9 protein-coding genes are annotated in these 11,672 nt (G+C 63.1%); 6 read left to right on the forward strand and 3 right to left on the reverse strand.

Translation table 11 applies throughout. The features are described 5' to 3' along the window. Positions 1 to 420 (forward strand): hypothetical protein, encoded by a 420-nt coding sequence (locus OX460_RS14060; RefSeq protein ID WP_099664591.1) that lies wholly within the window; start codon positions 1 to 3, stop codon positions 418 to 420. A 62-nt stretch (positions 421 to 482) separates the two neighbouring features. Next, complete coding sequence (locus OX460_RS14065; RefSeq protein WP_289899028.1) at positions 483 to 977, forward strand: lysozyme inhibitor LprI family protein; 495 nt, start codon at positions 483 to 485, stop codon at positions 975 to 977. A gap of 250 nt (positions 978 to 1,227) precedes the next feature. Here OX460_RS14065 and OX460_RS14070 read toward each other — a convergent pair whose 3' ends face one another. The 3 genes from OX460_RS14070 to OX460_RS14080 form a co-directional block, all read right to left on the reverse strand. Next, entirely contained in the window at positions 1,228 to 2,874 is a 1,647-nt protein-coding gene (locus tag OX460_RS14070) for a methyl-accepting chemotaxis protein (protein WP_099664592.1), read from the reverse strand. Positions 2,875 to 2,954: 80 nt separating this feature from the next. Then, positions 2,955 to 4,076 (reverse strand): patatin-like phospholipase family protein, encoded by a 1,122-nt coding sequence (locus tag OX460_RS14075; protein WP_289899029.1) that lies wholly within the window; start codon positions 4,074 to 4,076, stop codon positions 2,955 to 2,957. Between the two features lie 313 nt (positions 4,077 to 4,389). Continuing rightward, complete coding sequence (locus OX460_RS14080) at positions 4,390 to 5,316, reverse strand: LysR family transcriptional regulator (protein WP_289899030.1); 927 nt, start codon at positions 5,314 to 5,316, stop codon at positions 4,390 to 4,392. A gap of 115 nt (positions 5,317 to 5,431) precedes the next feature. Here OX460_RS14080 and OX460_RS14085 point away from each other — a divergent pair, with 115 nt between their 5' ends. The 4 genes from OX460_RS14085 (at position 5,432) to OX460_RS14100 (ending at position 11,660) form a co-directional block, all read left to right on the forward strand. After that, positions 5,432 to 7,000, forward strand: a complete 1,569-nt coding sequence (locus tag OX460_RS14085; protein ID WP_289899031.1) for an MFS transporter — start codon at positions 5,432 to 5,434, stop codon at positions 6,998 to 7,000. Positions 7,001 to 7,238: 238 nt separating this feature from the next. Continuing rightward, positions 7,239 to 8,459 (forward strand): carbohydrate porin, encoded by a 1,221-nt coding sequence (locus OX460_RS14090; protein ID WP_099664596.1) that lies wholly within the window; start codon positions 7,239 to 7,241, stop codon positions 8,457 to 8,459. 312 nt (positions 8,460 to 8,771) lie between these two features. After that, positions 8,772 to 9,782: a substrate-binding domain-containing protein gene (locus OX460_RS14095; protein WP_289899032.1), complete on the forward strand. Its 1,011-nt coding sequence runs from the start codon at positions 8,772 to 8,774 to the stop codon at positions 9,780 to 9,782. Between the two features lie 240 nt (positions 9,783 to 10,022). Next, positions 10,023 to 11,660, forward strand: a complete 1,638-nt coding sequence (locus OX460_RS14100; RefSeq protein WP_289899033.1) for an alpha-glucosidase — start codon at positions 10,023 to 10,025, stop codon at positions 11,658 to 11,660. Positions 11,661 to 11,672: the final 12 nt, after the last annotated feature.

Consider the following 11,672-nt stretch of genomic DNA (forward strand, 5'->3'; position numbering starts at 1 on the left):
ATGATGAACACAGCACATTGGCGGGTTCAGGAACTACAGCATCACTCAGCGGATATCGCCTGGCTGAATGCCGAGGATGCCCGCCGCGCCTATGAGATAGCAGGCCTTCACGACTCGAGGACGCATCTCGGCCTGAACGTTAACACCGTTGATTCGATCGAGCGGCTCGCATCCGGAGAGGATGCGGCCATCGCAAGCAAGTGGTTACGTGCCCGTGTGCTAGGAAACCAGCAGCTCATCGTCGTGTTTGGAGAAGACGAATGTTTCTTGTGCAGCAGTGTGTTCCTGGTCGAGAATTGGTCGGATATTTTTGTCCCTTCACGTGACGACGCGATGGTTTATTCGAAGGACACGCCGCTTATCCTGTTTTACTGCCACGAGAATGAATTCGAAGTGGGACAGCGAATTATCTTTGATTAACAACCGGGTCAGGCCAGGAGCGGAACTCAATAAGGATCAATTATCAGAAGGAGCGAGTGCTCGTGGGAATTGCTGTTTTAAGCCGGTTATCCATCTTGGGCGGTATTTTCTTGTGCCTTTCGCTGTCGTCCTTGACCAATGCCTCCGAACAACAAAGCGATATGGCATCGATAAAGCAGGAGCATTGCGAAGAAAGTAATAATCTTGAAAATACTTTCTGCATGAATCGAGAGCTTAAAGAATCCGACACGCGTTTAAACGTCATCTACAAGACATTGATGTACGCGCTTGCCAAGCCACATGGGCTGCAAAGCGCGCAACGTGCATGGCTTGTTTTCCGCGACGCGGAGTGCAAGTTCCAGAACAAGGCGATGCATGGTGGAAGTGCTTACCATTTTTCGATGGACTTATGTTTGATGCAACTGACTGAACAGCGCATATCGGCATTAGAAACCGTTAGGCCCTGTAATGGATGCGTAGAATTCAAGGATGCGTTTTATAAAACGGGATTCAACTTGCCAGAGCGCAAACGCACTCCTGCTTCGGGCAAGTTATGACACGGGGCCAAACTTGATCGCTTACTCCCGTCTTAACGCGCTTCGACTGCTATGTCCGCTTTGGACTGCAGACTCACACGCGTAAAAGGAAAGCATACTCCCAGACTGCTGCGGAACCAGGCGGCGCCCTGCCCCTTGCCCTCCGGACAACTGTACCGACGCTCGCCACAGCTACAGCACATCAACGCTCCCCCATGGAACAGCACCGTCACCAAAGAAAAACCCCGGCGTACCGGGGCAATTTCCAAGCTTAAGCGCGGGCGCTGCGGCCTGGCAGCGCCAGGCGCCGGCTGGCTGAGGCAGAAGCCGGGGCCGGCAAGCCGCCAGCCACTTTCAACGGTTTTGCCTGGGCGTCGCCGCGCAGGCGGAACACGGCCACCACGTCGACCAGCTCGACGGCGCGGTCTTGCAGCGAGGATGCGGCTGCGGCCGCCTCTTCCACCAGGGCCGCGTTCTGCTGGGTGACCTGGTCCATTTGCGAGATGGCCTGGTTCACTTGCTCGATGCCGGCGCTTTGCTCGTGGCTGGCGTTGGCGATGTCGCCCATGATGTCCGTCACGCGGCGGATGCTGGCGACGATTTCTTCCATCGTCGCGCCCGCCTGGTCGACCAGCGCGCTGCCCGTGTTGACCTTGTCGACGGAATCCTCGATCAAGCCCTTGATTTCCTTGGCGGCAGCCGCCGAGCGCTGTGCCAGGTTGCGCACTTCCGTGGCCACCACGGCGAAGCCGCGGCCCTGTTCGCCCGCGCGGGCCGCTTCGACGGCCGCATTCAACGCCAAAATGTTGGTTTGGAAGGCAATGCCGTCGATCACGCCGATAATGTCGGCGATCTTCTTCGCCGATTCGTTGATCGAGCCCATCGTGCCCACCACTTGCGCCACCACGGCGCCACCCTTGCGGGCCACGTCCGAAGCGGACACGGCCAGCGAGTTCGCCTGGCGCGCATTGTCCGTATTCTGGCGCACGGCCGAGGTCAGCTCTTCCAGGCTGGACGCAGTTTCTTCCAGGGAAGACGCCTGCTGCTCCGTGCGCACGGACAAGTCCGCGTTGCCGGCGGAAATCTGCGCGGCCGCCACGCTGACCGTATCGGCCGAGGTGCGCACGGTGGCGATCACGCCGACGATGCGCTCGAGGAATTTGTTGAAGGCGGTGGCCGTGCGGCCCACTTCATCCATGCGCTCGACGGGCATGGCGGCGGACAGGTCCAGCGAAGCGCTGACACGCTCCAGCGTGTGTTCGATATCGCCCAGGCCGCCGCTGATGGTGCGGTAGATATGCCAGGCCAGCGCGCCCGTCAGCAGCACGGCCACGCCCAGCACGGCCAGCATGGTGTTGAACGCCGTATCGTAGGCGGCCAGGCTTTCCGCCTTCACGTCATCGACCAGCTTGTTGTTGTAGGCGATATGGTCATCCATGCTTTTCTTGGCGGCCGCGGCCGTGATAGCCAGCGGCGTGCCGGCCAGCAAGGTGGCGCGCACGCCATCCATGTCGCCCGCGTAGGCGGCGGCAAAGAATGGCACCAGCGCGCGGCGGTAGGCTTCCATGGCGGCCTGGTCGGCATCGAGCATCTTGCTGTCCGTCGCATCGTACAGGCGCTCGGCGCGGTAGGTGGTGATGACCTTGTCGAAATTCGTGTTGGCATCGGCCACGGCCTTGTCCAGCGCCGTCTTGTCGGCCAAATTCGAGAACACGGACAGGCGGTAGCCGGCCAGGCGCGAATCGGCCAGGAAACCCTTGGCCGCATTCAAGCCCTGGATGCTGGGGATGATGCGGTTTTGCACCGTGTCAAAACGCTCCTGGGCGCGCTGCAGCTGGATGGCGCCGCCGGCGCCCAGCAATAGCAGGGCCAGCAAGGCGATGGTGAGAGTCAGAATTAATTGCTTGGTGATATTCATGGTGTTTCACAGTAAAAAGAGTGGCCTGGCAAGGCCAGGCAGGATAAATAGCTGCCGATCGGGTGGCCGGGGATCGGTGGCTAGGCCGCCAGCGGGGCAGCGTCAGGCGTGCGGCGCAGCAAGTCGCCATGCTGGCGGCAAAACGCCAGGCCCGCCTTGTGGCCCACGTCGAACAGCAGTTGCATGTTCGAACTGGACCAGTCCAGGGTGTCGGGCCAGTGCTGCTCCGGGATGCCGCCCATCAGGTCGAGCTTGAGCAAGCGCCGCTTGGGCTGGCCCGTGCGCGCGTCCGTGTTGTGCTCGAGCTCGAACAGGCGCAGCTCGCTCTTGGAAATCTTCACCAGCGGCGTGATGATGGAGCGCACCCAGGCGTCGTACAGGTTGCGCGGCTTGCGCAGCAAGCGCTCGTCACCGAGGATATCGAGGATGACCAGGGTGTCGGCGTCAGCATGTTCCCCCTTGCCTTCGATGAACGGGTCGAAATTGAGCGTGTCGAGCGCCGCGCCTTCGATGTAGTCGTCGCCCGCGATGGTCGTGGGCGCATACAGAAACGGGAACGACAACGCGGCGCGCACGTGGATGGCTTCGATTTCGTGCTTGCCCCAGATTTGCATGCGGTGTTCGCTGAGGTTGTAGGCATTGATGTAGAAATCGGGACGCATGCGGGCCACGCCCGAGAAATCCACGGCCTTTTCCAGGAAGGGCAAGTGCGCGCACAGGCCCAGGCTTTTCGCCGACAGGTCCGACGGCGACAGCGACGACACCATCAGCTTGCCCCAGTCCGACCAGGCCGTGGGCACGCCCGCAAACGTTTGCTGGAACGCCTGAAAAAAAGGATTGTTGGCCGGCGGCTGGAAGGCGTCGCGGAAAGTGCTCGCGTGCATGCCCGGCTTCTGGAACACCTTGTAGTTGATCGGGATCATCTTGTAAATGCTGTCGGCCACGCCCGTGTCGGCCCAGCTTTGCAAGGCCTGGCGCGGCGTCGCCTCGTGCGGCGTCGTGTAAAGCAAACCCATCAACACACCGGCGCCCGAGGCGGAAATGACGTCGAACTCGATGCCTTCGTCGAGGAAAGCGGCCAGGGCGCCGGCGATCAAGGTGGAATTTGGTGCGCCGCCACCAAGCAGCAGACCCGTTTTACGGGCCGGTTTCGCTGACGCGGCTGGCGCCAGATCCGGCGGTGTCGTAGTGACTGTCTTCATGCACACTCCCTGAACGGAACGGGGTTACCATCCCTTAATTGTTGGTTACTACACGCTTATGGCGCCTAATCCTGCACATGTTCCCGCAAGCGACCAGCCGATGCAATGTTGCAGAAACAGATATGAAATTAACATAAATAAATTCCTTATGGCAATTTCCATAACGAATGACCGGTATTCAGGAAGGGTATAAATTGATGCCGTGCGGCATTGCCTGATGCGGTGCAGCAAATATAAATTCCGCGGTGTTAGGAATAATCTCTTTGGGGTAGGAATATTCCCCAACCAGCCGCCGGCGCGGCGGCCAGGGGCATCACGGGAAGGATGCAGGGTCGGCAGGGGGCGCGGAAAAATGCAGGTGGGTACACAAATGGTCAACAAAGACGCGAATTTTGGGCGACAGGTGGCGGCTCGATGGCCACAGCACCCAGAACTTGCTTGAGTGCAGCAGGTAGTCGGCCAGCACGGCTTGCAATTCGCCGCGCGCGATGGCGTCGCGCACGATAAAGTCAGGCAGGTAAGCGAGGCCCACGCCCTGCGTGGCGGCGCCGATCAAGGCTTCGATATTGTTGCAGGTCAAGGCCGTCGGCAAGCGCAACTCGCCGCCGCTGTCGCCCCCGGCCCGCTGCAGCGCCCATTCCTGCAGTTTTCCCGTGGTGGGGAATTTATAGCGCACGCAAGCGTGCCCTTCCAGCGCGCGCGGCGTGGCCGGCACGCCATGGCGGGCGAAATACGCGGGCGAGCCCACGATGGTGAAGGCAAACGGCCCCAGCTCGCGCGCCATCAGCCGCGAATCCGTCAAGGTGCCGCTGCGCACGGCCACGTCGACGCCTTCGGCCACCACGTCGACCAGGCGGTCGTTGAAATCGAGGTCGAGCTCGATCTCCGGATACCGGCGCGTAAAGTCGGCCAGCAGGGGCAGGATGATGCGGTAGCCGATCACGGGCAGGCTGACCTTGAGCTTGCCGCGCGGCGCCTCGGCCAGGTGCGACAGTTCCGCCTCGGCATCACCGAGGTCGGCCAGGATGCGCTGGCAGCGTTCGAAAAACAGCGCACCCTCGTTGCTCAGGCTGATGCGCCGCGTGCTGCGGTTGAGCAGGCGCACGCCCAGCTTTTCTTCCAGCCGCGCCACGCTCTTGCCCACGGCCGAGGCCGACACCCCGAGCAGCCGCCCGGCCGCCACATAACTGGACGTTTCCGCCGCGCGCACGAAGGCGGCAATGCCGTTCAGATTATCCATGTCATCTCGCCATGTCGATTAGGGAATATTTGTCCGTTATGAGTGGATTTTCAGCCACTTTTTCATTGATTACGTCCATATTATCATCGGATTCCCTCTTTCTGGAATCATTCCCATGGATACCAATCAACGTATGAAGCCGGCCTCCCCGGCCCGGCGCGCCTTCGTGCTGGCGGCCGTCTGCCTGGCCGCGCTATGCATGCCGCTCAGTTTTACGGGGCCGGCCATCGCCATTCCCGCCATCGCCGCCGACCTGCACGGCACGCCGCTCGCGCTGGCGTGGATCACGAATGCCTTCATGCTCAGCTTTGGCGGCTGCCTGATGGTGGCCGGCGCGCTGGCCGACCGCTATGGCCGCAAGCGCGTGTTCTTGCTGGGCATGGGCGTGTTTTCCGCCGCCGCGCTGGCGCTCTCGGCCGCGCCCGGCATCCTGTGGCTCGACGTGCTGCGCGCCGTGCAGGGCCTGGGCTGCGCCATGGCCCTGTCGAGCGGACTGGCGGCCCTGGCGCAGGAATTCGACGGCCCCGCCCGCGCGCGCGCCTTCAGCCTGATCGGCACGGCCTTCGGCGTGGGCCTGTCCTTCGGTCCCTTCCTGGCCGGCACCTTGATCACGCACACGGGCTGGCGCGCCATTTTTGTCGCCACGGCCGCGGCCGGCCTGGCCGCCCTGCTGGCCGCCGCGCGCGCCATGCGCGAATCGCGCGACCCGCAAGCGCAGGGCGTCGACTGGCCCGGCGCCCTGACGTTTACGGGCGCATTGTCCCTGTTTACCTATGGCTTGCTGCAGGCGCCCGACAGTGGATGGAACAGCGCCGCCAGCCTGGGTTTGTTCAGTGCTGCGGCCTTGCTGCTGGCCCTCTTCATCCGCGTGGAGCGGCGCGCGGCGCGGCCCATGCTGGATTTATCCCTGTTCCGCCTGCCCGCCTTTGCCGGCGTGCAACTACTGGCCGCCGCGCCCGCGTTTTCCTTCGTCGTACTGCTGGTGCTGCTGCCGGCCCGCTTCATCGGCATCGAAGGCTACAGCGCGCTGGAAGCGGGACGCATGATGATTGCCCTGTCGGCGCCCATGCTGGTGCTGCCGATCCTGGCCGGCATGGCGGCGCAGCGCCTCGCCGCCGCCCACATCTGCGCCAGCGGCCTGCTGCTGGCGGCGGGCGGCTTGCTGTGGCTGTCCACCTACGCGCCGGGACAGGCGCCCGCTACCTTGCTGGGGCCGCTGCTGCTGATCGGCTGCGGCATCAGCCTGCCCTGGGGCTTGATGGATGGCCTGGCCATCAGCGTCGTGCCCGTCGAACGGGCCGGCATGGCGGCCGGCATCTTCAATACGACGCGCGTGGCGGGCGAAGGCCTGGCGCTGGCCATCGTCAGCGCGCTGCTGGGCACCTTCACCATGGCGGCGCTGGGCGGCGCCGGCCTTGCCGGCATCGGCGCGGAGCAGGCGGCGCTGGCGGCACCCTTCCTGGCGCTGGGCGAGCTGCGCCATGCGGACGCGTTGTTGCCGCAGGCCGGCGCCGCCGAACTGGCGCAAGCCTATGGCGCCGCCTTCCGCCACTTGCTGTATGTGCTGGCCAGCATCACCACGGCGTCGGCCCTGCTGATCCTCGCCTTCCTGCGCCATCCGGCGAATGCGGCCGACATCGCGCGGGACACGGCCGCCCTGCCCGCCTGCAAGACGCCAAACTAAGCGGCCCGGCTTTCCCACGACAACCATCCCCCTCCCCGCCATACCCGGCGGCGCCCACGCGCCGCCGCCCGCCTTTGATGCTTCTCCGCAACACCTCAAAAGTTTTCAAAGATAAAACTAGTTTACTCATCAAAGCGCTTTGAACTATACTCAAAGCGCTTTGAAACATAACTAAAGCGCTTTGGTTGTGCGAAGTTATGCGCACCGATCCCACACCTATAAAAACACTGGAGACGCAATGAACAAACATTTCTTGAAAACTTTGCCTGCCGCCGTGGCGTTGGCCTTGAGCGCTTCGGCCGCCCAGGCTGCCCTGCCGATCGATTTCGGCGGCTACATCCGCTCGGGCTTCGGCACCAGCAGCGAAGGCGGCAAGGAAGCGTGTTTCGGCCTGGCCGGCGCCTCGTCCAAGTATCGTCTGGGCAATGAGTGCGAAACCTACGGCGAGCTGAAATTCGGCGGCGAAGCCTTCAAGGCTGCCAACGGCACCACCTTCCGCATCAATACCCTGGTGGCGTTCTCCGTCAACCAGAACCAGGACTGGGAGCAATCGGACCCGTCGTGGCGCGAAATGAACGTCGTCGCCGACAAGATCGGCACGGGCGCCTTCGCCGAAGCGCGCGCCTGGGTCGGCAAGCGCTACTACGACCGCCAGGACGTGCACATCACCGATTACTACTTCTGGAATAACAGCGGCCCTGGTGCCGGCCTGGAAAACATCGACCTGGGCGCCGCCAAGCTGGCCTACGCCGTCGTGCGCACGGCCGATGACGGCGACAGCAAGCGCATGGGCCTGTCCCACGACCTGCGCTTCTCCGGCATCAAGGTCAACCCGGATGGCGAACTGACCCTGGGTCTGCAATTCAACCAGAAACGCAATGCGCAAGGCGCGGCCCCCATCGCCAGCGGCCACTTGCTGACCATCATGCATACGCAAGGCAATCTGCTGGGCGGCTTCAACAAGGTGGCATTGCAGTACGGCAAGGGCAGCGCCGCCAACACGGGCGGCTTCAGCCTGGGCGCCAACAAGGATGACAAGGTCGTGCGCCTGACGGAACAGATCATGATCCAGCCCAAAGGCGCCTGGTCGGGCATGGGCACCTTCGTCTACGAAGACAAGGAATCGGCAGGCGTGAGCAGCAAGTGGACGTCGATCGGCGCGCGTCCCGTCTACCACTTCACGGACAACTACAGCCTGGCCGTGGAACTGGGCCACGACATCGTCAAGCCGGAAGGCGGCGAAAGCCGCAACCTGACCAAGCTGACCTTCGCGCCGCAACTGTCGGCCGGCAACAGCTTCTGGTCCCGTCCCGTGCTGCGCGCTTTCTACACCTACGCCAAATGGAACAAGGCAGCCCAGTCGGCCGCCGCCGCGGAATCGGCGCTGTCGTCGACCGGCGTGTTCGGTGGCAAGACCAACGGCAGTTCCGTCGGTTTCCAAGTGGAAAGCTGGTGGTAATCGCAGGCCGCTAGAACGTTGGCAAGCGTCCCCGGACGCTTGCCGGTGGCAGCAACACCGCCCGCTTATCCAGGGGCAAGTAATATCCGGATCCACCATTTCGCCGCTGCACGCGATGGCCGGCAGCTTCAATGTAGTGATTCAGCAGTATCCTCTTTTAGCGCGGGCGCCCCTGGGTTTGCCCGCGTATTTTTTTGGGCGCTGCCGCCGCTTGTCATACCCCTGATCATTCCGGCATTTATCAGATAAACTACCCGTCATCGCACCGCATCGCTCCCGACCCACCCTGGATAGACCCCAACTGCAGCATCCATGAACCTCAAAAATCTCGCCAAAACGCTAGGAATATCCGAAACCACCGTCAGCCGCGCCTTGAATGGCTATCCGGAAGTGAGCGAACGCACGCGCGAGCGGGTGCTGGCCGCCGCGCAGGCGGCCGGCTACCGTCCCAACCCCATGGCGCGCAGCCTGGCTGTGGGACGCACGAATATCGTCGGCATCATCTACCCGCTGATGCCGAACGACCTGGCCGACCCCATGTTCATCGAAATCGTGGGCGGCATGTCGGAAGCGCTGGAAGCCCAGCAGATGGACATGATGATCGCACCCGCCTCGGCCGGCAACGAATTCCACACCTATGAACGCATGGTCAAGGGCCGCCGCATCGATGGCCTGATCGTCGGACGCACGAAACCGTTCGACGAGCGCATCGCCTACCTGGCGCAGCAGGGCATGCCGTTTGTCGCACATGGCCGCACCCAGCTGAACCAGCCGCACGCGTGGTTCGACTACGACAACGAGGCCGGCATGCGCCTGGCCGTCGAGCGCCTGGCGCAGCTGGGCCACCAGCGCATCGGCCTGATCAGCGCCACGCCGGACCTGAACTTCGTGCGCCAGCGCGTCGAGAGTTTCCAGCACGCCATGCAGGCGGGCGGCCTAGCCGTCGACCCGGACAACCTGGTCGACAACGCGCACGACCGCCGCGCCGGCTACCAGGCCATGCAGCGCCTGCTGGCCCGCTCGCCCCGCCCCACGGCCGTCATCGTCGACAACCACATGTCGGGCGTGGGCGCCGTGCGCGCCCTGCTCGACGCGGGCATCGCCATCGGCCGCGACATGTCGCTGATCGTCTGGGGCGTGATGGAAGATTCCCTGGCCGGCCACAACGTCACCACCGTCGTCCAGCCCGACCCGCGCGGCGCCGGCGCGAAGATGATCCACATGCTGCTGGCCCTGATGGATGGCACGCCCGTCACCGACTTGCAGGAACTGTGGCCGTGCGAACTGTTGCCGGGCGAGTCCGCCGGCCCCGTGCCGCACTAGACGTTTTCCGCTGTCCCCATGCCGCCGGCCGCCTGGCCGGCGCCACTGTCTCGCCTTCCTGAATCACCCTCATAAAAAAAACGTATGTCTGGCGCGTGTATCGCTTTACTTTTCAAAGCGCTTTGAACTATACTCATTTCATACCCAAAGCGCTTTGAATTTTAAAATAAGACGTTCGCCTACCAACCAGCAGCGCCGCCCTGATAGCCGAGGCTACAGGCAACTTTTAAGAAATCATTCATGCCGACCATCCAGAACAATCTCGCCCACCTGCCCGCCGACTGGTGGCGCAGCGCCGTCATCTACCAGGTTTATCCACGCAGCTTCCTCGACAGCAATGGCGACGGCATCGGCGACTTGCCTGGCATCACCTCCAAGCTCGATTACATCGCCGCCCTGGGCGCCGACATCGTATGGATTTCCCCCTTCTTCACGTCGCCGATGAAGGACTTCGGCTACGATGTGGCCGATTTCTGCGACGTCGACCCCATGTTTGGCACCCTGGCCGATTTCGACCGCCTGGTGGCGCGCGCCCATGAACTGGGCTTGAAAGTGATGATCGACCAGGTGCTGTCGCACTCGTCCGACAACCACCCGTGGTTCGTGGAAAGCCGCTCCAGCCGCGACAATGCCAAGGCCGACTGGTATGTGTGGGCCGACCAGAAACCGGATGGCACGGCGCCGAATAACTGGCTGTCCGTGTTCGGCGGTTCCGCCTGGCAATGGGAGCCGCGCCGCGGCCAGTATTACCTGCACGATTTCCTCGCCAGCCAGCCCGACCTGAATTTCCATAACCCGGCCGTGCAGCAGGCGCAGCTGGACAACCTGCGTTTCTGGCTGGAACGCGGCGTCGATGGCTTCCGCTTCGATTCCTGCAACTTCCCGTATCACGACCAATTGCTGCGCGACAATCCCCCCGCCGCCCAGCGCGATGCGAGCAGCGTGTCGGCCATCAACCCGTACGGCATGCAGGCGCACGTGTACGACAAGACGCAGCCGGAAAACATCGCTTATTTGCAGCGCGTGCGCGCCATACTTGACGAATATCAAGCCATTTCCATCGGCGAAGTGGGCGACGACAATGCGCTGGCCACCATGGCGGCCTACACGGGCGCCGACAAGCTGCACATGGCCTACAGTTTCAACTTGCTGACGGCGGAGTTTTCGGCCGCGCACATCCGCACCCAAGTCGAAGAGTTCGAAGCGCAAGTGGCCGACGGCTGGGCTTCCTGGTCCGTGGGCAACCACGACAGCGTGCGCGTCATGACGCGCTGGGGCGGCGAAAACCCGTCGCAATCGCTGGCCAAGGTGGTGCTGGCCGTGCAGGCGGCGCTGAAAGGCACGCCATGCCTGTACCAGGGCGACGAGCTGGCCCTGACGGAAGCGGACATTCCTTTCGAAGCGCTGCAAGACCCGTACGGCATCCCGTTCTGGCCCCAGTTCAAGGGCCGCGACGGCTGCCGCACGCCGATGCCATGGGTGGCCGAGGCGCCGCACGGCGGTTTCAGCACGGCAAAACCCTGGCTGCCCGTGCCGCCTGAACACCTGGCGCGCGCCGTTGATGTCGAAGAAAACGATGCCGCTTCACCATTGCAGTTTGCGCAAAACATCCTCGCCTGGCGCCGCACCCTGCCGCAATTGTTGCGCGGCGACATCGTCTTCTTCGATGCGCCGGAACCCGTGCTGGCCCTGCGCCGCGACTTGCCAGGCCAAGCGCCCGTGCTGGCCGCCTTCAACCTGGGCACGCAAGCCGTCACGTTTGCCTGGCCTGACGCGGCGTCCGCAACCGACCTGGCAGGTCACGGCTTGCCAGGCAGCAAGGATGGCCAACAGCTCACCCTGCCCCCGCATGGCGGCTGGTTCGGCACCCTGGCGTAAATCGCAGGCTTT

The sequence above is a fragment of the Janthinobacterium sp. SUN033 genome, from assembly GCF_030397595.1.
GTDB classification, from domain to species: domain Bacteria; phylum Pseudomonadota; class Gammaproteobacteria; order Burkholderiales; family Burkholderiaceae_D; genus Janthinobacterium; species Janthinobacterium kumbetense.

Bases quoted from the DNA above. Each gene is read 5' to 3' on its own strand.
- OX460_RS14060 (WP_099664591.1), top strand. From the start codon at position 1: ATGATGAACACAGCACATTGGCGGGTTCAGGAACTACAGCATCACTCA.
- OX460_RS14070 (WP_099664592.1), bottom strand. From the start codon at position 2,874: ATGAATATCACCAAGCAATTAATTCTGACTCTCACCATCGCCTTGCTG.
- OX460_RS14075 (WP_289899029.1), bottom strand. From the start codon at position 4,076: ATGAAGACAGTCACTACGACACCGCCGGATCTGGCGCCAGCCGCGTCA.
- OX460_RS14080 (WP_289899030.1), bottom strand. From the start codon at position 5,316: ATGGATAATCTGAACGGCATTGCCGCCTTCGTGCGCGCGGCGGAAACG.
- OX460_RS14085 (WP_289899031.1), top strand. From the start codon at position 5,432: ATGGATACCAATCAACGTATGAAGCCGGCCTCCCCGGCCCGGCGCGCC.
- OX460_RS14090 (WP_099664596.1), top strand. From the start codon at position 7,239: ATGAACAAACATTTCTTGAAAACTTTGCCTGCCGCCGTGGCGTTGGCC.
- OX460_RS14095 (WP_289899032.1), top strand. From the start codon at position 8,772: ATGAACCTCAAAAATCTCGCCAAAACGCTAGGAATATCCGAAACCACC.
- OX460_RS14100 (WP_289899033.1), top strand. From the start codon at position 10,023: ATGCCGACCATCCAGAACAATCTCGCCCACCTGCCCGCCGACTGGTGG.